The following is a 22,187-nucleotide window of genomic DNA, read 5'->3' as shown; positions in this document are numbered from 1 at the left end:
GACCGTCCGGCCGGCCGTTCCTTCGAGCGCCGTGACGAGCGTGGCGGTCACCGTGGCAGCGACCGTCCCTTCAACCGCGACCGCCGCGACGACCGTCCGGGCTTCCGCACCGGCGGCCACGACCGCCCGTACGGCCGCCGTGACGACCACCGCGGCACCGGCTCCTTCGGCCGCCGTGACGACAAGCCGCGCTGGAAGCGCAACGGCTGACCTCATTCGGAGCTGACTCCCATACGGCTGTGAACGCCGTGGCCCCCGTCGAAACTGGCGGGGGCCACGGCGTTTGTCGTGTACGGGATCAGAAAACGCTCTCCGAGTCGGCTAAAGAGACGGTAATATCAGCCGTCTTGTGGGACGGGTGGGACGGCCGGGGGGCCGGGCCACGACCGCGCCGGTGATGAGGTGCCGCAGCCCGTCCCGACTCTTGGGGAGGGTCTCTCTTGGCTCGTCTTGCCCATGCACGCCTGCGCCTGCTCGCCGCCGCGACCGCACTCGCGGCAGGTCTGGGCCCGCTGCTGCCGGCGTCCGCCGGTGCGGCGACGGAGCCGGCCGCCACCGCTCAGGAGACCGTGGTTCCGGCCACGCTGCGGGACTCCGGCCTCTCGGCGATGCTCCGCGCGTCCTCGACCGGCAGCGGCCACGACTCCGCCGGCGCGCAAGGCGTCTTCCACACCCTGGAGGGCACCAGCGGTCTGTTGTGGACGCGGTTCGCGGACGGTGAGTCGGTGCCCGTGCCGGCGGCGCCCGCGGGGACGTCGGCGACGCCGACCGGCAGCGATGTCCTGGCGTACAAGTACGCCGACGGCCGGGTGGACTTCTGGGACGCGGCCGACGGGTCCCGCAGCCGCCTGCGGATTCCGGCGGGGCTCGGCTACCTCACGTCGTACGACGGGCTGGTGATCGGGTATCGCGCCGTGACCGCCGAGGACGGTACGTCGACCCGCGAGATGCACCTGCTGACGCCGGCACCGGACGGGACGACCGGGGATGTGACCGTCACCGGAGGACCGGCCGGGCTGGTGCTCGGGACGACCGCCGGGGCCGACGCCCGGACCGTGTACTTCCGTGCCTCGGTGGCCGGGGAGGCCGGGCTGGTCGCCGTGGACCGTGCGAGCGGAGAGGTGCGCGGCTGGAGCGGGCCGCTGCCGGTGTCGTACGCGAAGGTGGCCCTGGGTGGCGGCCATGTCGTGGTCTACGCGGCCGACAAGGCCACCGTCCTGGTGCTGCCGCGCGACCTGTCGAGCGGTCCGGTGGAGGTCAGGCTCCAGGGCGTCGTCGACGGGGCGAGCGCCACCACCAACCTCGCCGTCGTCGGCGACTGGCTGGTCAACGGTGTCTACGCCACGACCGCGCAGCCCCTGACCGGCGGCGAGCGCGTGACCCTGCTCAGGACCTCGCAGAGCGGCACCGCGGTCGGCCCCGACGGCACCGCCGTGAAGGTCGGCACCGCCCCCACGGGCGAACGCGGCATCTGGCGGCTGACCCCGGGCGCGGACGGTACCCGGCCCGTCGTCACCCTGGTCAAGGCGCTTCCCAGACCCGCACTGCCGATCCAGGGCCTGTCCCTGGAGCAGGGGCGGCTGGTCGTCATGGACTACCCGGAGTCATTCCTGCGGACCGACAGCGTGCGGTCGGTGGCCGCATCCGGCACCCCCGTGTTCGGGGAGCGCAGCCCGTTCACCACCGACGTCGTCACGCCCACGTGTGCCGCCACGGACGTGGCCTGCGGGCAGATCCACGGCACCGCGGACGGCCGTGTCGTGTGGCTCTCGCACGACGACACCACCGACCGGATCAGCGTGCACGGACCGCAGGACGGCGGTGTCTGGCAGCGCACGGGGCTGCCGCAGGGCGGTCGGGTCACCGACGTGTCCGGCCAGTACGTGCTCTTCACGGCGCCCACCGTGCAGTACGTCTTCCGGATCGGCGACGACGGAGCCCCGGCGGTCACCCGTACGCCCGGCGCGGCCGCGCTCTCCGGTGACGTGCTGTGGACCGCCGGTGCGACACCCGGCACGGTCACGGCGTACAGCCTGACGACGAGGACGACCGTCGAGACGGTGACGACGGACGCCGGCTGCGCGCCCACCGAACTCCAGGCCCTCGGCCGCTACCTGTACTGGACCTGTGGGGACAAGGCCGGGGTCTACGACCGTACGGCGAAGAAGTCCGTGGCCGTACCCGCGGGTGAGGCCAGGCTCGGGGACGGTTTCGTCGTCACACACGACAGGCGGGCCGGGAAGCTGACGCTCACCACGGTCGCCGACGGGACGGCCGTCGGCCGTGTCATCGGCGATCTGCCGGACACCGGCGTCTCGCAGCGGGACGTGCGCTGGACCGTCGACGAGTCCGGTGCGAACGCGGCCTACGTGGACGACAAGGAGCAGGTGCACCTGGTGCCGTCCCGGGTGGCGCAGCAGCCGCTGCGGCTGCTCGCACCGGTCACCAGGGCCACTTCCGTGTCGGCACACTCTTTCGACACGGTCCCCGACACCCTGACGACGCTGCTGCTGTCGAAGCCTTCCTCGGGCTGGGACCTGACCGTCCGCAACCGCGCCACCGGCAAGGTCTACGGCGACGGCGTGGACGGCACCGCCGCGCGGGGTGCCCTGAGCGTCGGCTGGAGCGGTCTCGATCCCCGGGGGACCGGGGACGCGTACCTGCCGAACGGCTCGTACGACTGGACCGTCACCGTCACCCCGGCGGACGGCGTCGGCGCCCCGCTGACGGTGAGCGGCACGGTCAGGCTCGTGAGGGGCGCGGCGGTCCAGCGCGACCACGTCGGTGACGACGGCGTCGGTGACCTGCTCACTCTCGACTCCTCCGGAGTCCTGGCCTTCCAGAAGGGCACCGGCACGGGCACCTTCTCGGGGAAGGTGAGCGGGAGCGGGTGGCCGACGAGCGCGCGGTTCGTCGCGTTCGGCGATCTGAGCGGGGACCGGTGCAACGACGTCCTGGTGCGGCTGAGCAGCGGCGCGCTGCGCGCCTACCGGCCGGGGTGCGGTGCGACGCTGAAGCCGTCGACGCCGTACACCTCACTGGGCACGTCCGGCTGGAACCAGTACGACGTGCTGACCGCGCCCGGTGACGTGACCAGGGACGGCCGGCCGGACCTGATCGCGCGGAACTCCTCGACCGGGGCCCTGTACCTCTACAAGGGGACGAGCGCGGGCAAGCTGTCCGCCCGGGTGAAGCTGTCCGGTGACTGGCACGGCTACAAGAAGGTCGTCGGCGCCGGTGACCTGAACGGCGACGGGATCGGCGACCTGCTGGCGCTGGACGGGGCGAACACCCTGTACCGCTACTACGGCAAGGGCAACGGCACCTTCGGCGCGCGGGCCAAGCTGTTCGCGAACTGGGGCGCCTCGTACAACGCGATCGTCGGCGTCGGTGACATCACCGGTGACGGCAAGGCGGATCTCGTGGAGCGGGACACGGCGGGGAACGTATACAGGAATGCCGGCGACGGGAGGGGATCCTTCGGCGCCCGGGTGAAGATCGCCTCCGGCTGGAGGGCGTACAAGGGCATTTTTTAGCCATGCCGTAACGCGAGTGGTGCATGTCACACCCCCGGCGAGGGAATCGCTGGGGGCATGACAGATGACGCCATAGCGAGCGGGCAGTCGGGCCCGTCCCCCTCGGGGCTGTCCGACGAAGAACGGCTTGCCCAGCTCGGTTACACGCAGGTCCTGGCCCGCCGCATGTCGGCGTTCTCCAACTACGCGGTCTCCTTCACGATCATCTCGGTCCTGTCGGGCTGCCTCACCCTTTATCTGTTCGGCATGAACACGGGCGGCCCCGCGGTGATCACCTGGGGCTGGGTCGCGGTGGGTCTGATGACCCTGTTCGTCGGGTTGTCCATGGCCGAGATCTGTTCGGCCTACCCGACCTCCGCCGGCCTCTACTTCTGGGCCCACCGTCTCGCACCGCCCCGCTCGGCCGCCGCCTGGGCGTGGTTCACGGGCTGGTTCAACGTGCTGGGGCAGGTGGCGGTGACGGCCGGCATCGACTTCGGCGCCGCGTCCTTCCTCGGCGCCTATCTGAACCTGCAGTTCGACTTCGAGGTGACACCGGGCCGGACGGTCCTGCTCTTCGCCGGGATCCTGGTCCTGCACGGCCTGCTGAACACCTTCGGCGTGAAGATCGTCGCCCTGCTCAACGACATCAGCGTGTGGTGGCACGTGCTGGGCGTCGGTGTGATCGTCGGCGCGCTGGCCTTCGTACCGGACCACCACCAGTCGGCGTCCTTCGTGTTCACCAAGTTCGTGAACAACACGGGCTGGGGCAGCGGGGTCTATGTGGTGCTGCTCGGCCTGCTGATGGCCCAGTACACCTTCACCGGCTACGACGCCTCGGCGCATATGACGGAGGAGACGCACGACGCGTCGACGGCGGGCCCGAAGGGCATCGTGCGGTCCATCTGGACGTCGTGGATCGCGGGCTTCGTCCTGCTCCTCGGCTTCACCTTCGCCATCCAGTCGTACGACAAGGAGCTCGCGTCCCCGACGGGCGCGCCGCCGGCCCAGATCCTGCTGGACGCGCTCGGCGCGACGGCCGGCAAGCTCCTGCTGCTGGTCGTGATCGGCGCCCAGCTGTTCTGCGGGATGGCGTCCGTGACGGCCAACAGCCGCATGATCTACGCCTTCTCGCGCGACGGCGCGCTCCCCTTCTCCCACGTCTGGCACACCGTCAGCCCGCGCACGCGCACCCCCGTCGCGGCGGTGTGGCTGGCGGCGGTCGGCGCGCTGCTCCTCGGTCTGCCCTACCTGATCAACGTCACGGCCTACGCGGCGGTGACGTCGATCGCCGTGATCGGCCTCTACATCGCGTACGTCGTCCCGACGTTGCTGCGGGTGCGCAAGGGCGAGGCGTTCGAGCGGGGGCCGTGGCATCTGGGGCGCTGGTCGCAGCCGATCGGCGTGATCTCGGTGGTCTGGGTCGTCTTCATCACGGTCCTGTTCATGCTGCCGCAGGTCTCGCCGGTCACCTGGGAGACCTTCAACTACGCCCCGTTCGCGGTCCTGGTCGTCCTCGGCTTCGCGGCGGCGTGGTGGGGGGCGTCGGCCCGGCACTGGTTCCTCAACCCCGAGCACGCCCGCACCCGGGCCCGCGAGGCGGCCCGCTCGGCGGCCCCCGAAAAGGTTGATCCGTAACACTCCCGGCATGTCCACCCGTCCGACGCGGCCGTGTCGCCGATACCCGATCGGAGACACGGCCACGTCCGGCTATGCTCGTGGAGGCAACATCGCCGGGGCCCTTAGCTCAATTGGCAGAGCAGTGGACTTTTAATCCATTGGTTGTGGGTTCGAGTCCCACAGGGCCTACCGAACAGGTCACCAGGAGACCCTCCTGACCTGCGACGCGGCGCCTCGGACGACCTTGGTCGTCCGGGGCGCCGCCGCATGTGGTCGCCTGCCGACCGGATGATCGCTCCCCGGGTCAGCACGAGAAGGGCGCGTCCGGTGAATTGGCCCAGAGGGTGAGGAACGACCACGTCTGTGCTCCGACCCGGCCGTCGACGGTGATGCCGGCGCACTGCTGGAAGTCCATGACCGTGCTCAGCGTGACGCGGCCGAAACTGCCGTCCTCGTCGATACCGGCGTCGATGGCGTTGTTCAGATAGCACTGCAGCTGAGCGACTGCCGGCCCCGAGGAGCCCAGGTGGAGAAGGGGTCGGCTGATCGAGTCGTTGCACACGTCGTCCGGTCCCTGAGCCAGAACGGTTCCTGGCCGGGGCACGGTGTGGGCAGCCACCGGGGTGACCGCCGAGGGTGACTTCTCAAGGGGTGCTGCGGCGGCGGGGCCTGCGAAGAGGGCGATCGGGAGCAGGAGGGCCGCAGCGGCGCCGAGTGCGCGTCGCATCCTCATCACCTCCAGGGAGGGTGAGCTCACTTCTCATCCTGCGCTCCTGCCTCACGTGTTGCATCTCGGGGGTACGACCGACAGCGTTCCCCGGCCGTCAAGTCCCCTCCGCCGCGCGGCCCTTCTGCCTGCCCGTGCCCAGCATCGCCTTCCAGGAGCGTGTCCTCTTGAACGGGTTTTCGAAGTAGCGGGCGAAGAGCCAGGCCGTCAGGAGGGAGAGCGGGACGCTCAGGGCGAGGGTGAGGAGGAAGGTGGGGACGCCCGACGGAACGAAGTGGGGGGCGAGCTTCCGGATCACGACCATCACGATCGGGAGGTGGATCAGGTAGAGGCTGTAGGAGAAGTCACCGAGGGCGCGGATCGGGCGGGTGGCGAGGAGGCGAAGAAGGGGCGTGGGGTGGCCCGTGGTGAGGGCGGCGAGGAGCAGGGCCATCGCCGGGACCACCGCCAGGTCCATCCAGTAGGAGTGGTGCATCGTCCAGACCGAGCCCTGGGTGACGATGAGGGCCAGGGGCGGGAGCGCGGCCAGGGCGGACAGCCAGTGCCAGGGCAGGCCGCGGATCCGCTCGGACGCGGTGACGATGCCCGCCGTGACGACGCCGGCGACGAAGACCGGGGCCAGGTCGGGGGTCAGCCAGTTGAGCCCTTCCGTCGGGTTCGCGTGGGGGGCGAGCAGGCCGCGGGCGATCACCGGCAGGGTCACCGACGCGAGGAGGAGCATCGCGCCCCAGCGGCGGCGGATGAGGAGCAGGGCCGGGAAGAGGAGGTAGAGCTCCGCCTCCACCGCGATCGACCAGAACGCTCCGTTGGGTGTCGGGGCCGTGAAGACGTCCTGGCCCAGGAGGCCGTACACGAGGAGCGAGGATCGGTTCGGCGGGCCGAAGTGCGACGCGGGGACGACGTACCGGGCGATCAGGAGGCTGAACGCGAGAGCCGCCCAGTACGGCGGCAGGATGCGCCAGGCACGGCGGCGCAGGAAGCGGGCCGTGCCGCCGAGTTGCCAGCCCTTGCGGGCGGGGGAGAGGGCCAGCGAGAAGCCGGACAGGACGAGGAAGAAGACGACGGCCAGACGGCCGTACATCATCCAGGCCGTCCAGGCGGGGCCCGAGTTGGCGGGGAAGCCGGGGAAGGTGAGCAGCCAGCAGTGGAACAGCAGGACGTACAGCGCGGCCATGCCACGCAGGCCGTCGAGGCCCGGGATGTGCGGGGCAGCTGGAGCCGCCTCCTGCGTCCGGACGGGAGACGCCTCCCGCGTCCCGGCGAGGGGAGCGAGTTCTCCTACGGCCTGGCTCGGTCCCACTGAAATCGCTCCGCCTCTCTTCGGGCCCCTGACGGTGTCGTCCACCACCCACGGTGACTCGTACGTCGCCTGCGGTCGAGGGGTTCAACCCGTCCCGCAGGAGTTGGCGGTGTCCATCATTCCGGCGAGCGTGGACCTTCGCCGTGCTCCCGGCCGCCGCGATGGTGCAGCCCGCTCCACCGCGCCCCCGCCTCCCACCCGCTTACCGTTGCCCCATGGGCAGAACGGTGCGGCAGGCGGCGAGGGCCACTGGGCATCTCGTGCTGGCCGCGGCCATGGCGTTCGGGCTGTGGATCTTCATCACCGTGCTGATCATCACGGCGGTCGGGACGCTCGCCGTGGTCGGCGCCTGGCTGCTGCCCGAGACGGTGCTGATCATCCGGCGGATCGCCGGCGCCAAGCGGGTCATGACGGCCGCCTGGACCGGGCAGCGGATCCCGGAGGCGTACCAGCCGATCACGGGGACCGTCCGGGAGCGCATCCGGACGGCCGTCCGGGACCCCGGCACCTACACCGATCTGCGCTGGATGGCCGCCGACTACTTCTACGGCGCCCTCCTCGCCCTCGCCCTCCCGCTGTGGCCCCTGGGACTGGTCGTCGACGGTGTGTGGAGCGGGCTGCTGCGCCGTACGCCCCTCGTGCTCCCGCTGGTCGTGCGGATCGCCGACCTGGAGGCCGACTGGTCCACCGCCCTGCTCAAGCCGTCCCCGAAGGCCCAACTCGCCGCGCGGGTGAAGGAGTTGGCGGCGACCCGCGCCGACGCCATCGCCGCGCACGGCGCCGAGCTGCGCCGTATCGAACGCGATCTGCACGACGGCGCCCAGGCCAACCTGGTCGCCCTCTCGATGCGCATCGGGCTCGCCAAACGCGCCTACGACAGCGACCCGGCCACCGCCCGCCGACTCCTCGACGAGGCCCAGGCGCAGGCCGAGAAGGCGCTGACCGAGCTGCGGCACGTGGTGCGCGGCATCCATCCGCCGATCCTGACGGACCGGGGGCTGGTGGGTGCGGTGCGGGCGCTGGCGGCCGGGTGCGGGCTCGAGGCGGGCGTGGAGGTGTCCGGGCTGGAGGAGGACGGGGTGCGGGCGCCCGCGGCCGTGGAGGCGGCCGCCTACTTCGTGGTCGCCGAGGCGCTGACCAACGCGGCCAAGTACAGCGGCTCCGCGCGGGCCTCGGTCCGGCTGGAGCGGGTCAGGCGCGGGCTGCGGGTGCGGGTCGCCGACGAGGGGCACGGGGGCGCCGACGAGACGAGCGGTTCCGGGCTGGTCGGGATGCGGCGGCGGGTGGCCGCCCTGGACGGGACCCTGGAGCTCTCCAGCCCCGTCGGCGGGCCGACCGTGATCGACGTCATGCTGCCGTGCGTGTGGTGACGGACGCCGTCGGAATCAGCCGGCCGTGAGCTCCGTCAGCTGGCCGAGCGGCAGCGTGTGCTGCGTCTGCAGGACCTTCGCGCGCAGGTAGCGGACGTTGTGCGCGGTGGTGAACACCCCCGTGGGGACGCGGTCGCGCACGGCGATGTCCAGTCCCCGCAGCTGCTCGGCCTTGTCGGGGTTGTTGGACAGCAGGTCCAGCTCCTCGACGCCCAGGGCCCGCAGCATCTGCGCGGCGGCCGTGTAGTCGCGGGCGTCCTCGGGCAGGCCCAGGGCCGCGTTCGCCTCGTACGTGTCGAGACCCTGGTCCTGCAGGGCGTACGCGTCGAGCTTGTTGTAGAGACCGATGCCCCGGCCCTCCTGGCGCAGGTAGAGCAGGACCCCGCCCCGGTCGGCTATCCGCTCGACCGCCTCGCGCAGTTGCGGGCCGCAGTCGCAGCGGGCGGAGCCGAAGACGTCGCCGGTCAGGCACTCGGAGTGCAGCCGGACCAGCGGGACCGTGCCCGGGGCCGGGGTGCCGAGGACGACGGCCACGTGCTCCTGGCCGTCGGTCAGTCCGTGGAAGGTGACCAGTTCGGCGTCGACGCTGTAGCCGTCGGCGAAGCGCAGCGGCACCCGGACACGGGCGCGCTCGGTGGCGGCGGGGAAGTCGGGCATGCGGGTCTCCGGGGTCGTCCGTAGTCTGGCGGCGTCTGCTTCAGATTTGAAACAGGTGCACGGTCGGCGACCCTACCTCATGCTTGAAATTTGAAGCAACAGAATTGTGCGGCGCTTCACGTACCGGTCATGAACAGGACGGCGACGACCGGCGGCGCCAGGGCACCTCGTCGGTCGTGGGGCGCTCGTCCTCCTGGAGCCGCTGGACGATCCCCGTACAGATCTCCTCGAGCTGTTCGACCTGCTCCTCGGTGAGGTGGTCGAACAGCAGGGACCGTACGTTGTCCACATGTCCCGGGGCGGTGCGTTCCAGGACGTCCATGCCCTCGTCGGTCAGCACGGCGAAGCTGCTGCGCTTGTCCCAGCGGCAGTTCTCGCGCCGGATCAGCCCGTCCTTCTCCAGCCGGCCCACGGCGTAGGTCAGCCGGCTGCGGGTGATCTTCGTCCGCTCCGCGAGGTCGGTCATGCGCAGCCGCCGCTCCGGGGTCTCGGAGAGGTTGGCCAGGATGGAGTAGTACAGGTGGGGCATGCCGGCGTCCTGCTGGAGCTGCCGGTCGATCGCGTCCTCGACGAGGAACGTCGCCGCGATGTACGCGCGCCAGGCGCGCTGCTCCTTCGGGGTGAGCCAGCGAGTCGTCATGCCACCAGTGTAGGTTTGTTTCAAACTTGAACCAAGAGTGGCCGTTCAGCGCCTTGCGCCGAGCGTGCCGTCCACCACGAGCCGGGGAGCGCGTCGATGCCCCACCCGTACGTCCTGCTGTCCGCCGCCGTCTCCCTCGACGGCTGCCTCGACGACACCGGACCCGAGCGCCTGCTGCTGTCGTCCCCGGCCGACTTCGACCGCGTCGACGAGGTACGGGCCTCCGTCGACGCCATCCTGGTCGGCGCCGGCACGATCCGCGCCGACAACCCGCGGCTGCTGGTCAACTCGCCCGAGCGCCGCGCCGCCCGTGTCGCCTCGGGCCGGCCCGAGTACCCGCTCAAGGTCACCGTCAGCGGCTCGGGCGAGCTGGATCCGGCGGCGAGGTTCTGGCACACGGGCGGCGACAAGGTCGTCTACACGACCGACAAGGGGGGCGAACGGGCCCGCGCGCTCGGGATCGCCGCCGACATCGTCCCGCTCGGGCCCGACCTCGACTGGCGTCGGCTGCTGGAGCATCTGCACGAGGTCCGGGGTGTGCGGCGGCTCATGGTCGAGGGCGGCGGCCGCATCCACACCCAGCTGCTCCAGCAGGGGCTCGCGGACGAGCTCCAGCTGGTGCTCGCCCCCCTGTTCGTGGGCGACCCCGACGCGCCCCGCCTCTTCGGCCCGGGCGGCTACCAGGGCGGACGGCTCAGGCTGGTGGAGAGCCGGCGGATCGAGGACGTGGTCCTCATGCGCTACGAGCCCACCGCCCCCGGCACCGGCCCGCTGGCCTCCGCCGCCGACCACCACTGGCTCCGCCTCGCCTGCGACCTGGCGGCCCAGTGCCCGCCCTCGCGGACCGCGTTCAGCGTCGGCGCCGTGGTCGTCGCCGACGACGGCACGGAGCTGGCCCGCGGCCACTCCCGCGAGGCCGGCGACCCCGTGGTCCACGCGGAGGAGGCGGCCCTGGCGAAACTCGACCCGGCCGATCCGAGGCTCGCGACCGCGACGGTCTACAGCAGCCTGGAGCCCTGCGCCCACCGCGCGTCCCGTCCCAAGCCGTGCGCCCGGCTGATCCTGGAGGCGGGGGTACGGCGGGTGGTGACCGCGTGGCGGGAGCCGGACACGTTCGTGGAGGCCGCCGACGGCAGCGGTCTGCTGGCGTCGCGGGGCGTCGAGGTGGTCGTCCTGCCCGAGTACGAGGAGCGGGCCAAGGCGCCGAACGCCCATCTGCCGGGCTGAAAACGCAGGTGGAGCGGGGGCGGACGGAAACCCTGGTGCTGAGCGTCCCGCGGATGGCGTATGCTGGTTACACAACGACGCGGGGTGGAGCAGCTCGGTAGCTCGCTGGGCTCATAACCCAGAGGTCGCAGGTTCAAATCCTGTCCCCGCTACTGAAGGCCGAGGGCCGGAATCCAGTGACTGGATTCCGGCCCTCGGTGTTTCCCGCTTCCCTGGCCGTCACTCCCTGTGCAGAGCCTGAGACAAGGTCAACTCGCCCGATTTTCACCGGTCATGGCCCGATCGTCCGCGCCAAAAACGTTTAATGATCAAGCCGAACTGCTTGGAAACCCCACCCCGAGTCTATTAACGTTCGATAACGCAGCGCGGTCGTCCCAGCCGTCACAAGAGGCGGCTCCGTGCGCACGCGCCGAATCCCGCAAGGGAACCGGGGAACCACCACCCTGGGGTGAATCGCGCGGAGACCGCCGTGGACCCACGGCAGGTTTACGCGCGTAGGAGACCTTCCTGCTCCGAACCCGTCAGCTAACCCGGTAGGCGAGAAGGAAGGAAAGGAGCACGCCCACGTGGCGTCCAACCCGCCTGCCCCGGCAGCCCCGTTCGTGCCGGGCACCCGGCCCTTCGGCTTCGGCCCCAGTGACGACGAGGGCCAGTGGGAGGAGTGGAACCCCACCGAGGAGTCCATCCGCCCGGTGCGCGGCCGGCACCGTGTCTCCAGGCAGCGCGGCGGGGGACTCGCCCGCAGCTCCACGGTTCTCGGCGTCGGTGTCATAGCCGCCGTCGGCGCGGGCGGCATGGCCAGCGCCAACACCGGCAAGCCGCCGGTGTCCATCTCCCTGCCCGACCTGACCTCCGTCGCCCATGTGTTCGACGCCGGCTCCGATGCCCCCAAGGGCTCCGCGACCGCGCTCAGCGCCGTCGGGGTGAGCACCAAGGACACCGAGCAGGGTGCCCGGGACGCCGGTGAGGCGCTGCGCGACCGCATCATGGCGCAGGCCGAGTCGCAGCAGGTCCAGCTCGACAGCAAGGCCCAGTCGGCCACCGAGGCGGCCCTCGCCAAGCAGATCGACGAGGCGGCCGCCAAGGCGGAGAAGGACGCGGCGGCCAAGGCGCAGGCCGCCAAGGAGAAGGCGGAGGCGGCGGCCAAGAAGGCGGCCGAGGACGCCAAGCTCGCCGAACTCGCCAAGCAGTACAAGCTGCCGGTCGTCTCCTACACCATCACCGGCACCTTCGGTCAGGCCGGCTCCATGTGGTCCTCCGGTTACCACACGGGCCTCGACTTCGCCGCGCCGACGGGCACGCTCATCAAGGCCATCCACTCCGGCACCATCACGGAGGCCGGCTGGGCGGGGTCGTACGGCTACCGCACGATCCTCACCCTCGACGACGGCACCGAGCTGTGGTTCTGCCACCAGTCCTCGATCAGCGTCAGCGTCGGCCAGAAGGTCGCCACCGGTGACGTCATCGGCCGGATCGGCGCCACGGGCAACGTGACCGGCCCGCACCTGCACCTCGAGGTCCACCCGAACGGGCAGGCCACCGGCATCGACCCGATGACCTGGCTGCGCAGCAGGGGCCTCAACCCCTGACAGCGGCACCGCCCCGGAACGGCCGCCTCCGATTGTTTACGGGAAGTTTGCGGCCGTTCCGGAAGAGGAGTCTCCGGGGCGGGCGTTGACCATACACATGACTTCTCTGCGCAAACTCGGCTCCTCCGACCTCGAGGTCTTCCCGCTCTCCCTCGGTGGCAACGTCTTCGGCTGGACCGCCGACGAGGCCACGTCCTTCGCCGTCCTCGACGCCTACGCGGCCGCGGGCGGCAACTTCCTCGACACCGCCGACGGCTACTCCGCCTGGGTCCCCGGCAACCAGGGCGGCGAGTCCGAGACGATCATCGGCAAGTGGGTCAGGGCCCGCGGCAACCGGTCCGACGTCGTCATCGCGACCAAGGTGAGCCAGCACCCCGAGTACCAGGGGCTGTCCGCCGCCAACATCAAGGCCGCCGCCGACGCCTCGCTGCGCCGCCTCGACACGGACTACATCGACCTGTACTACACGCACTTCGACAAGCCGGAGATTCCCGTCGAGGAGATCATCGGGGCGCTCGACGAGCTGGTGACGGCGGGCAAGGTGCGGGCGATCGGCGCGTCCAACATCTCCACCGAACGGCTCGCGGCGTCCCTGGAGTTCTCCGACCGGGAGGGCCTCGCCAAGTACGTGGCGCTGCAGCCGCACTACAACCTGGTCTCCCGCGACACCTACGAGGGGCCGCTGCAGGACCTCTCCGCGCGCTACGGCCTCGCCGCCGTCCCCTACTACGCCCTGGCGGCCGGCTTCCTCACCGGCAAGTACCGCCCCGGCACGACGGTCGACAGCCCTCGCGCGGGCGGCGCCGCCAAGCACCTGGAGACGGAGCGCGGCCAGCGGGTCCTCAAGGCCCTCGACGAGATCGCCGAGGCCCACGACGCCCCGATCCCCACGATCGCCCTGGCCTGGCTCGCGGCCCAGCCCACGGTGGTGGCCCCCATCGCCAGCGCCCGCACGCTGGACCAGCTCCCGGCCCTCCTGGCAGTGGCGGACGTGACGCTGACGGACCCCGAGATCAGCCGCTTGACGGAGGCGTCGGCCTGAGGGTGCCGGGGTGGGCCGGCTTGGTGGGGGCGTCGGTCTCAGGGGTGCCGGGGTCGGACCGGTTGGCGGGGGATTCGGCCTGAGGACGCCTGGGGCGGCCCGGTTGGTAAGGGGCTTCGGTCTGAGGGTGCCGGTGTCCGCCCGCTTGGTGGAGGCTTCGGCCTGGGGGATTCCGAGCGGGCGTCGGTGGCGGAGGCCTTGGCTTGATCCTCGCCGCCGGTCGGCCTGTTGCTGATCGATGCCTCCGCCTGACCTGCTGTCGGCTCCTTCTGCCGTCGGCTTGGTCCTTCACCGGCCTCTTCCTGCCGCGGCCTCCCCTCACCGGCGCCTTTCTGTAGCAGCGGCCTCCACTCACTGCCGGCCTCTCCCCCGCCACGGCGCTCCGTGGCGGGGGCCGGTGGTGCCGAGCCTGCCGCGGCCTGCCAGCTTTCCGCAGCTGCGGTCTCCGCTCACTGCCGGCCTTTTTGGTCCGCCGCCATGGCGCTCGGTCACCGTGGCGGGGGACGGCGTGCTGAGGCTGCCGTGGCCTTACGACTGGTACGGGTTGTACGCGGGATATGGGGCCGCCGGATGGCCGTACGTGCCGTACAGCGGCCAGGGCGGGGCGGCCACCGGGACCGGGGGGGCCGTCGCCCGGGCCGCGTGGTCCAGGGCCGGCCGGGCGACGTCCCGCAGGCGCCACAGCTCGGCCAGCAACTCCCGCTCCCGTACGACGAAATCGACCCCCGCCCGCCCACGGCGCCCCCGGTGCCGTAGGAACGCGAGCGAGGTCGCGTACGCCTCGTACTGCGTCACCGCCCGCGCACCCGCCTTGCCGAAGTGGTGCCCCGCGTAGTCGCGGGCCATCCGCCGCGCCCGCATCGAGCCCAGCGCGTACGGCTCGGCCGGCGTCAGCCACCCCGCGGCCGCGTACGCGGGAAGCTCCTCGCGCACGGTCCGCAGCTCCCGTTGCCGGGTCCAGATCACCAGCCAGGTCAGCAGCCCGAACGCCGGCACCATGAAGGCCGCGTACACCCCGAAGAACCCGTACTGGCCGAAGGTGGACGAGCCGTTCCAGATGGCGTGCATGCCCATCGCGAGCAGCAGCCCGCACAGGGGGACCAGCACCCGCCGTACGTGCTGCCGGTCGGCCGCCGCCGCGGCGATGCCGAAGCCGATCCCGGTCAGCACGGTGAACAGGGGGTGCGCGAAGGGCGACATGACGATGCGGACGAAGAAGGTCGCCGCCGTCACGGAGGCGATGCCCCGGTCACCGGTGAGCTGGTCGGTGCCGAAGGCGGTGCCCAGGTAGAGGATGTTCTCGGTGAACGCGAAGCCGGTGGCGGTGACCCCGGCTATGACCACCCCGTCGACGATCCCCGTGAAGTCCCGTCTGCGGAACAGGAAGACGAGCAGCACGGCCGCCGCCTTGGCGGACTCCTCGACTATGGGCGCTATGACGGTGGCGCCCAGGGTGTCGGCGCTGGACGGATCCGCCGTCGCGGTGGCTATCCACCGCGTCGCGAAGCTGTTGGCGACGATCGCTATCAACGCGGCCGCGCAGGCACCCCAGGCGAAGGAGAACAGCAGGTTGCGCCAGGGACCGGGGGCGACCCGGTCGAGCCACCGGAAGGCGGCTATGAGCAGCGGCACGGGCAGGACGGCGAGGCCCAGCCCGACCAGAAAGCCCTCCGTGCCGGTCTGTTGGCGCACCAGGGCGAGGATGACCAGCCCCGAGAGGGCCAGCAGGGCGCTGAGCGCGCCGTAGCGCACCGAGCGCCGCTGCCACCAGTGCGCGTGCCCGATCGACCCGCCCGCGGGAGCGCCGGGGTACGGCGGTTGCGGCGGGTGGGTCGGATACGGGGAACTCGTGGCCACGGCATTGACCCTAACGAGGGAAGGCGCCGCCCGCAGGAGGCCGACGGGCCTCAGGCGCCGGTGAGGGGCTGGTCGTGATGGGGTACGCGACGGAAGAGCAGGTCGTTCACGACATGTCCCTTCTCCAGCCCCTGCCCCTCGAAACGGGTGAACGGACGGAAGTCCGGACGCGGCGCGAAACCGCCGTCGGGCCGGGTGTTCTCGAACTCCGGGTGCGCCGTCAGCACCTCGAGCATCTGTTCGGCGTACGGCTCCCAGTCCGTCGCGCAGTGCACGATCCCGCCCGGCCGGATCCGGGCGGCGGCGAGGTCGAGGAACTCAGGCTGGATCAGCCGCCGCTTGTGGTGCCGCTTCTTGGGCCAGGGGTCGGGGAAGTAGACGCGCAGTCCGTCGAGGGAGTCGGGGGTCAGCATCTCGCGCAGCAGGATGATGGCGTCCCCGTTGCCGACACGGACGTTGGACAGACCGCCCTGGTCGGCGAGGTTGAGGAGGTTGCCCTGGCCGGGGGTGTGCACGTCCACGGCGAGGATGTTGGTCTCCGGGTCCGCGGCGGCCATCTGCGCGGTCGCCTCGCCCATGCCGAACCCGATCTCCAGCACCACCCGGTTCGTGTTGCCGAACAGCTCCGTCAGGTCGAGGGTGTGCCGCCCGTCGATGTCCAGCCCCCATTTGGGCCACAGCCGCTGCAGGGCGTCCGCCTGGCCCGCGGTCACCCGGCTGCGCCGCGGCTGGAAACTGCGGATCCGCCGGTCGAAGTGCGACCCGGCAGGATCGGCCTTCGGCCCGTCGGGGAACCGCGGCTCGCCCTTGGCCCGGGTGTGCCGGATGGAGACACCGGGGGCGTGCGAGGTGTGCTCGCCGCTGTCGGCGCGTTCGGGGGTGGTGTGGGAGTCAGACACAGTGAGGTCGATTTTACGGCGGCTCACCCAGTGCGTTTCCGCGGCTCACACCGAGCCCAGCATCGCCAGTGCCCTCCGCGCCACCTCCCGGCCGATGGGCAGCGAGGCCGTGGCCGCGGGCGAGGGCGCGTTCAGCACGTGCACGGTCCGCGCGCCCTCCTTGATCAGGAAGTCGTCCGCCAGCGAACCGTCCCGCAGCACCGCCTGCGCCCGCACCCCGGCGGCGGTCGGCACGAGGTCGTCCGCGGTCACCGCGGGCAGCAGCCTGCGCACCGCGGTCGTGAACGCGTGCTTGGACACCGACCGGCGCAGCTCCCCGGCGCCGTAGCGCCAGTGCTGCCGGGCCATGTGCCAGGACCCGGGCCACGCCAGCGTCCCGGCCACCTCGCGCGGCCGTACGACACCCCAGCCGTACCCCTCGCGGGCCAGCGCCGGCACCGCGTTCGGCCCGACGTGCACGCCTCCGTCGATCCCGCGCGTGAGGTGCACCCCGAGGAACGGGAACGCCGGGTCCGGCACCGGATAGACCAGGCCGCGCACCAGCTCCGGCCGGGCCAGCGAGAAGTACTCGCCGCGGAACGGCACGATCCGCATCTCCGGGTCGTCCCCGGTCAGCCGTGCCACCTCGTCGCAGTACAGCCCGGCGCAGTTCACCATCACGCGCGCGCGGACGACGTCCCCGGCGGCCGTGCGGACGGCGACCCCGCGCTCCGGGCGCCGGTCGATCCGCTCCACCCGCGCCCCGTAGCGGATCTCCGCGCCCGAGGCGTCCGCCAGCTGCCGGGCCACGCCCACGAAGTCGCAGATCCCGGTCGTCCCGACGTGTATCGCGGCCAGGCCGCGCACCTCCGGTTCGTACTCCCCGATCTGGGAGCCGCCCAGCTCCCGTACCGGAATCCCGTTCTCCCGGCCGCGCTGCACCAGGGCGTGCAGTCGGGGGAGCTCCTCGCGCTCGGTGGCGACGATCAGCTTTCCGGTGACGGAGTGCGCGATGCCGTACTCGGCGCAGAACTTCACCATCTCGGCCGCGCCCCGCACGGCGTACCGGGCCTTGAGCGAGCCGGGCCGGTAGTAGACCCCGCTGTGGATGACCCCGCTGTTGCGTCCCGTCTGGTGCCGGGCGGGGCCGGCCTCCTTCTCCAGCACCGTCACCCGGGTGCCCGGGGCGGCACGCGTGATCGCGTACGCCGTCGACAACCCGACGATGCCGCCGCCGACCACCAGCACGTCGCAGTCATAAGCGATCTCATGCCGCACCTGCACCACCTCCGCCTCCGATAGTGCACTGCGCCACTGACATCGTGTTCAAACTGCCTCGCGTCGCATTATGCGGGTGCCATCAGCAACGGCCGAGCCCGCTCCCGCAGCTCCACCACCCGCGGCTCGTCCCCGTACGGCTCCAGACGGTGCAGGAGGTCCTTCACGTACTCGGTGGTGCGGGCCGAGGAGATGCGCCCCGCGACCTCCACCGCCCGCACGCCCTGCTCGCACGCCGCGTCGAGGTTGCCCGACTCGAGCTCGGCGACCGCCGAGACGACCAGCCGCAGCCCGTGCGACCGTACGAACTCCTCCGTCGGCTGGGAGAGGGCCTGCTCCGTGAAGCGCCGCACCTGCCGGGGCGCCTTCAGGTCCCGGTAGCACTCGGCGGCGTCCGCGGCGAACCGGTCGTAGGAGTAGAAGCCGAGCCAGGACGGGTCGTTGTCGCCCTCCCGGGACCGCTCCAGCCAGCCCTCGGCGGCCTTGAGCGCGGCCCCGGCGGCCTGCGCGTCACCCGCGCGTGCGTGCGCGCGTGCCTCGACCAGCCGGAAGAAGCTCATGGTGCGGGCGGTGGCCAGTCCCCGGTTGCGCTCCAGGGCGGCCTGCGCGAGATCGACGCCCTCGTCGCCGAAGCCCCGGTACGTGGCCTGCAGCGACATCGACGCCAGCACATAGCCGCCGAGCGGCACGTCGGCCGCCGCGCGCGCGAGCCGCAGCGCCTGGATGTAGTACCGCTGCGCGGCCTCCTGCTGCCCGGTGTCGAAGGCCATCCACCCGGCGAGCCGGGTCAGCTCGGCGCTCGCCCCGAACAGGGCGCGCCCGACCTCGTCCGAGTACGAGCCCAGCAGCAGCGGCGCCGCCTCCACCCGTAAACACTCGGGCACCATCGACGAACGCCAGTCGCCGCCTCCGTACTTGGAGTCCCAGCGCCTGGCGTCCTCGGCGGCCTCCCGCAGCTTCTGCACGTCGCTGTGGCCGACTTTGAGCGGTGCGCCCGAGCCCTCCGCGGAGTTCGCCTCGCGCGCCACCGACGAGTCGGCCGGGGTTATCAGCCACCGTGAGGCGGGCGTCGCGTACGCGCTTACTGCGAACGATCCGGCCAGCGACTGCCAGATGCCCCCGGAGCCGGCCCGGCGCCCGGCGAGGTCGAGTCGGTACAGCTCCGTCGCCGAGCGCACCGCCTGTCCCACGTCCCTGGGGAAGGCGAGGCCCACTTCGGGTGCGGGATCCGCGTCCGCCAGACCGATCTCGTGGAGCGGTACCGGGCGGCCGAGCTTCTGGCCGATCGCGGCGGCGATGAGGTGCGGCGCGGCGCCCTGCGGCACCATGCCCTTCGACACCCAGCGTGCCACCGAGGTCTTGTCGTAGCGAAGAGTCAGTCCTCGCTGGGCGCCAAGGTCGTTGACGCGCCGGGCGAGACCTGCGTTGCTGATTCCCGCGAGGGCGAGAACGGCGCCGAGCTTTTCGTTCGGCCCGCGTTGCTCCCTGGACATTGCGCCACCCCTCGACACAGACGGCTGCCGCGTTGGCATAACCACGCGGCATTCGTAAACCCAGCGTAGTTCGCCGCATCCCAAGCGTTAAGGGGCATTGTTCCGGATGGCGGGATTGTGGTCCGTACTGAAGTGCGGGTCCGATACGCGCAGTTGCGTCGTGCTACCGCCGTGTGGCCGTGCGCCCGTCCGTGCGCTCTTCTCCGGCCATCGGGGGAGCGCTTCCATGGATGCTGCGTGGGTCGGCCCGCTGTACTGGATCCAGTGGGCTGGGGGACACCGCCGCCTACATCCCCGCGGGCGGCGGACCGGTCCGGGAGGTGAATCCCACCTCCCGGGCTGCGCACCTGACATGGCGGTGCGCAGAGCATGTACGGAGCGTGTGCACACCTGTCCCCGCGTCCCGGATTTGGCCGAAAATCGACCCCGCCTTCCTTCCCGAATTACGGCTCCCACCACGGTACTTGAGGGCGCGAACGGCGTTTTCAGGGAGCGTTTCGGGGGCGCATTCGCGTCGCAGACACCTTCTTCCGCCTGGGTGTTGACGGCTTCGGGATCTCCCCGCAAGGGTGAGCGCCCCGGCGCGTTCCGGGGGTCATAAGCGGCTCCACCGCCCCGCCGGCACGCGTTCTTCATGGCAGCATGGTGAACCGGTTCGTGCGGTGCACTGGTTGTCCACAGCCTGTGGAGGCGTCGATGCGGTGGTTGGTGGGATGGAGCAGCACCGCCGCGGTGGCCGCCGGGATCGGTTCCGCGGGGGCCACCGGATTCGACGGCGAGACCGTGCACCCGGTGGGCTCCCAACTCCTGTGGGGCGACCCCGACCCGCTGTGGGCGGTCGGCGACTGGCGCCCCGACGAGGTGCGCGTGGTGCGGGCCGACCCACAGACCCGGATCGCGGTCCTGGGCACCTGCGGAGCATCCGACGAGGAACTGAGGGTCGGTCTGTTCGCCGCGCGCGGGGGCGCGTTGCGGCATCTGACGGCCTGGCCGGGCAGCTACACCGCCATCGTCCAGGTCGGCCGCCGCCTCACCGTCTGCGGCGATCTGGCCGGCGCGCGCCCGGTGTTCTACACCCCCTGGGCCGGCGGCACGGCGTACGCGACCGCGGCCCTGCCGCTCGCCGACCTCATCGAGGCCAACCTCGACTTCGGCCACCTCGCCGCCCTGCTCGCCGCCCCCGACGTGCCGGCGGCCCTGGACGACTCCACCCCCTACGACGGCGTACGGCGCATTCCGCCGGGGCACGCGCTCATCCTGCGCGCCGGGGCGCGCGAGATCGCCGGCTACGAGCCGGTCGCCTCCCTCGCCGTGGCGGCGCCCACCGCCGACCCCGACAGCGCGGTGGACGCGGTGCGCGACGCGCTGGTGGAGGCGGTACGCGCGCGTCTGTCGGCCCCGCGGCACGTCCCGGGCGTCGACATGGACCCCGGCCCCGTCCCCGGCATGGGGCCCGCCGAACGCCGTGCCGCGCGCGGGATGCCGGTCGCGGGCATCGGCGCCGACCTCTCCGGCGGCCCCGCGTCGGGCACCCTCGCACTCCTGGCCGCCGGACTGCCGGGCATGCCGGGCACGGTCCTCGGCCACGGCACGGGCGCGGGCGAGCGCCTGCTGGCGGTGACCTTCAACGACCTGGTGGTGGGCGGCCGCGAGGCGGAGGTGGAACGGGCGGGCACCCTGGCGGCCAACCCGCGCCTGCACCACGTGGTGGTGACCGGCGGCGAGGACACCCTGCCGTACGCCGACCTGGACGGCCCGCTGACCGACGAGCCGGGCCAGTCCCTGGTCACGGCCGCCCGCCACCGCGCCCGCCTCGCCGCTGGCAGCGCGGACCACTTCACCGGCTACGGCGCCCGCCAGGTCCTCGACGCCCACCCCGCCCGGCTGGCCGACCTCCTGATGGACCGCAAACGCCGCCACCTGGTACGTCCGGTCGCCGCCCTCGCCAAGGCGGACGGCTCCGTGATGGTCCCCGCGCGCGTGTACGGCGCCGCGCGGAGACTCGCACGTACGCCGTACCGGGCGGGCCTCGAACTGCTCGCCGAACGCCTCCTCCAGCGCCGTTTCGACGAACCCGGAGGTGCCGTCGGAGCCTCCCTGGCCGCCCTCACCTGGGCCAGACCAGGCCCCGCCGCTCGCTGGCTGACCGGCGAGGCGCTCGCTGAAGTATCGGTTCGCCTGCAGGCGGCCACGAACCGCTCCGGGATGGGCCCGGGCCAACGTCCCGGCGACCACCGCGCGCGTGCCGCCCTCGCCCGCCAGGCTGCGGACCTCCGCGTCCTCGAACAGGCGGCCGAGATCCGCTCCCAGCGGCTGCACGCCCCGTTCCTCGACAACCAGGTCGTCCGCGCCTGCCGCACCCTCCCGGAGGCCCTGCGCGTCCAGCCCGGCGCCCGCGCGGACATCCTCCGAACGGTCCTGGAGGGCGCCGGCGTACGGGATCTCCCGCCCGGCTGGGGCGCCCCGTCCCACGCGTCTGCGGCGGTCGCCGCCCGTACCGGCCTGAGAGTCGCCGCGGACTCCCTGATGACCCTCTTCGGCACGCCCCTGCTGGCGGAGGCGGGCCTGGTCGAGGCAAGGGTGGTCCGCAAGGCCCTGCGCGCGGCGGCGCAGGGCGAGCCCCTGCCCCTGGACGGCCTCGCCGACCTGGTCTCCCTCGAACTCTGGCTCCGCCGCCTCCTGGCCCGCCGAGGCACCTGCTGGACAGGCACCCCGGCCCGCCAACGAGCGGTCCCGGCAGGCATCACCCCGAAACGCGGTGCACTGGCTTCGGGCGGGGGAGCGGGCGTGGCGTGAGGGGCCACTGCCTCTGAAGGGCGGGTTTTTGTGCCTTCGGCCCGTCCGGCGTTTGGGGCGGGTTGTTGTGTCTTGGGCCGGTCCGGTGTTTGGGGCGGTTTGGTGTGTCTTCAGCCCGTCCGGCGTTTGAGGACGAGGCCCGAAGGGCGGAGGTGCAGGGGGCGGAGCCCCCGGAGTGGGGTCGAAGGGGCGGCAGCC

At 72.0% G+C, this 22,187-nt stretch carries 15 protein-coding genes, 2 tRNA genes, 1 pseudogene and 1 riboswitch; of the genes and pseudogenes, 10 read left to right on the top strand and 8 right to left on the bottom strand.

The window, feature by feature from the left end; all coding sequences use genetic code 11:
• The 4 genes and pseudogenes from ACWCQ1_RS38795 to ACWCQ1_RS38780 all read left to right on the top strand — a co-directional run.
• Positions 1–210, top strand: a pseudogene (locus ACWCQ1_RS38795) (DEAD/DEAH box helicase); the annotation flags it as partial.
• Positions 211–440: 230 nt separating this feature from the next.
• The gene (locus ACWCQ1_RS38790; protein ID WP_451028480.1) at positions 441–3,536 is read left to right on the top strand and encodes an FG-GAP repeat domain-containing protein; all 3,096 of its coding nucleotides are present in this window, start codon (positions 441–443) and stop codon (positions 3,534–3,536) included.
• Between the two features lie 57 nt (positions 3,537–3,593).
• On the top strand, positions 3,594–5,153 hold the full coding sequence (locus ACWCQ1_RS38785) for an amino acid permease (protein ID WP_133049027.1): 1,560 nt from the start codon (positions 3,594–3,596) through the stop codon (positions 5,151–5,153).
• 98 nt (positions 5,154–5,251) lie between these two features.
• Positions 5,252–5,324 (top strand) — tRNA-Lys (locus tag ACWCQ1_RS38780).
• A 115-nt stretch (positions 5,325–5,439) separates the two neighbouring features.
• On the opposite strand, the gene ACWCQ1_RS38775 is transcribed toward ACWCQ1_RS38780, so the two are convergent.
• Both ACWCQ1_RS38775 and ACWCQ1_RS38770 read right to left on the bottom strand, forming a co-directional pair.
• Positions 5,440–5,862, bottom strand: a complete 423-nt coding sequence (locus tag ACWCQ1_RS38775; RefSeq protein WP_165955147.1) for a peptidoglycan-binding domain-containing protein — start codon at positions 5,860–5,862, stop codon at positions 5,440–5,442.
• A 97-nt stretch (positions 5,863–5,959) separates the two neighbouring features.
• Entirely contained in the window at positions 5,960–7,162 is a 1,203-nt protein-coding gene (locus ACWCQ1_RS38770; protein ID WP_451028479.1) for an acyltransferase family protein, read from the bottom strand.
• A 215-nt stretch (positions 7,163–7,377) separates the two neighbouring features.
• On the opposite strand from ACWCQ1_RS38770, the gene ACWCQ1_RS38765 reads away from it, so the two are divergent.
• Positions 7,378–8,532 carry a histidine kinase gene (locus ACWCQ1_RS38765; protein ID WP_451028478.1) on the top strand — a complete coding sequence of 385 codons (1,155 nt, stop codon included), beginning with the start codon at positions 7,378–7,380 and terminating at the stop codon, positions 8,530–8,532.
• Between the two features lie 15 nt (positions 8,533–8,547).
• Here ACWCQ1_RS38765 and ACWCQ1_RS38760 read toward each other — a convergent pair whose 3' ends face one another.
• Entirely contained in the window at positions 8,548–9,189 is a 642-nt protein-coding gene (locus tag ACWCQ1_RS38760; RefSeq protein ID WP_133049024.1) for a GTP cyclohydrolase II, read from the bottom strand.
• Between the two features lie 127 nt (positions 9,190–9,316).
• Positions 9,317–9,829, bottom strand: coding sequence for a MarR family winged helix-turn-helix transcriptional regulator (locus ACWCQ1_RS38755; RefSeq protein WP_133049023.1), 513 nt, complete (start codon positions 9,827–9,829; stop codon positions 9,317–9,319).
• A 96-nt stretch (positions 9,830–9,925) separates the two neighbouring features.
• On the opposite strand from ACWCQ1_RS38755, the gene ACWCQ1_RS38750 reads away from it, so the two are divergent.
• From ACWCQ1_RS38750 to ACWCQ1_RS38735, 4 genes are all read left to right on the top strand, one after another.
• Positions 9,926–11,056, top strand: a complete 1,131-nt coding sequence (locus tag ACWCQ1_RS38750; RefSeq protein ID WP_451028477.1) for a dihydrofolate reductase family protein — start codon at positions 9,926–9,928, stop codon at positions 11,054–11,056.
• Between the two features lie 78 nt (positions 11,057–11,134).
• Positions 11,135–11,208, top strand: a tRNA-Met gene (locus tag ACWCQ1_RS38745).
• A 245-nt stretch (positions 11,209–11,453) separates the two neighbouring features.
• Positions 11,454–11,610: riboswitch (cyclic di-AMP (ydaO/yuaA leader) on the top strand.
• Positions 11,611–11,622: 12 nt separating this feature from the next.
• Positions 11,623–12,645 carry a M23 family metallopeptidase gene (locus ACWCQ1_RS38740; RefSeq protein WP_451028476.1) on the top strand — a complete coding sequence of 341 codons (1,023 nt, stop codon included), beginning with the start codon at positions 11,623–11,625 and terminating at the stop codon, positions 12,643–12,645.
• A 97-nt stretch (positions 12,646–12,742) separates the two neighbouring features.
• Positions 12,743–13,687, top strand: a complete 945-nt coding sequence (locus ACWCQ1_RS38735; RefSeq protein WP_358607767.1) for an aldo/keto reductase — start codon at positions 12,743–12,745, stop codon at positions 13,685–13,687.
• Between the two features lie 528 nt (positions 13,688–14,215).
• Here the strand turns inward: ACWCQ1_RS38735 and ACWCQ1_RS38730 are convergent.
• From ACWCQ1_RS38730 to ACWCQ1_RS38715, 4 genes are read right to left on the bottom strand one after another with little or no spacing between them, the layout of a single operon-like run.
• Positions 14,216–15,544 (bottom strand): PrsW family intramembrane metalloprotease, encoded by a 1,329-nt coding sequence (locus ACWCQ1_RS38730; protein WP_358607770.1) that lies wholly within the window; start codon positions 15,542–15,544, stop codon positions 14,216–14,218.
• A 50-nt stretch (positions 15,545–15,594) separates the two neighbouring features.
• Entirely contained in the window at positions 15,595–16,443 is an 849-nt protein-coding gene (gene trmB / locus ACWCQ1_RS38725) for a tRNA (guanosine(46)-N7)-methyltransferase TrmB (RefSeq protein WP_358607773.1), read from the bottom strand.
• 45 nt (positions 16,444–16,488) lie between these two features.
• Positions 16,489–17,709, bottom strand: a complete 1,221-nt coding sequence (gene lhgO, locus ACWCQ1_RS38720) for an L-2-hydroxyglutarate oxidase (protein WP_358607776.1) — start codon at positions 17,707–17,709, stop codon at positions 16,489–16,491.
• A 59-nt stretch (positions 17,710–17,768) separates the two neighbouring features.
• On the bottom strand, positions 17,769–19,193 hold the full coding sequence (locus ACWCQ1_RS38715) for an MFS transporter (RefSeq protein ID WP_133049016.1): 1,425 nt from the start codon (positions 19,191–19,193) through the stop codon (positions 17,769–17,771).
• 696 nt (positions 19,194–19,889) lie between these two features.
• On the opposite strand from ACWCQ1_RS38715, the gene ACWCQ1_RS38710 reads away from it, so the two are divergent.
• Positions 19,890–21,989: an asparagine synthase-related protein gene (locus ACWCQ1_RS38710; RefSeq protein WP_358607780.1), complete on the top strand. Its 2,100-nt coding sequence runs from the start codon at positions 19,890–19,892 to the stop codon at positions 21,987–21,989.
• Positions 21,990–22,187 lie beyond the last annotated feature (198 nt).

This window comes from Streptomyces sp. NPDC002144 (assembly GCF_053593695.1).
Note: the sequence above shows the minus strand (reverse complement) of the source record. Positions and strands in the feature narration are given on the sequence as shown.

Bases quoted from the DNA above. Each gene is read 5' to 3' on its own strand.
- ACWCQ1_RS38785 (WP_133049027.1), top strand. From the start codon at position 3,594: ATGACAGATGACGCCATAGCGAGCGGGCAGTCGGGCCCGTCCCCCTCG.
- ACWCQ1_RS38775 (WP_165955147.1), bottom strand. From the start codon at position 5,862: ATGCGACGCGCACTCGGCGCCGCTGCGGCCCTCCTGCTCCCGATCGCC.
- ACWCQ1_RS38765 (WP_451028478.1), top strand. From the start codon at position 7,378: ATGGGCAGAACGGTGCGGCAGGCGGCGAGGGCCACTGGGCATCTCGTG.
- ACWCQ1_RS38760 (WP_133049024.1), bottom strand. From the start codon at position 9,189: ATGCCCGACTTCCCCGCCGCCACCGAGCGCGCCCGTGTCCGGGTGCCG.
- ACWCQ1_RS38755 (WP_133049023.1), bottom strand. From the start codon at position 9,829: ATGACGACTCGCTGGCTCACCCCGAAGGAGCAGCGCGCCTGGCGCGCG.
- ACWCQ1_RS38750 (WP_451028477.1), top strand. From the start codon at position 9,926: ATGCCCCACCCGTACGTCCTGCTGTCCGCCGCCGTCTCCCTCGACGGC.
- ACWCQ1_RS38735 (WP_358607767.1), top strand. From the start codon at position 12,743: ATGACTTCTCTGCGCAAACTCGGCTCCTCCGACCTCGAGGTCTTCCCG.
- ACWCQ1_RS38715 (WP_133049016.1), bottom strand. From the start codon at position 19,193: ATGTCCAGGGAGCAACGCGGGCCGAACGAAAAGCTCGGCGCCGTTCTC.
- ACWCQ1_RS38710 (WP_358607780.1), top strand. From the start codon at position 19,890: ATGCGGTGGTTGGTGGGATGGAGCAGCACCGCCGCGGTGGCCGCCGGG.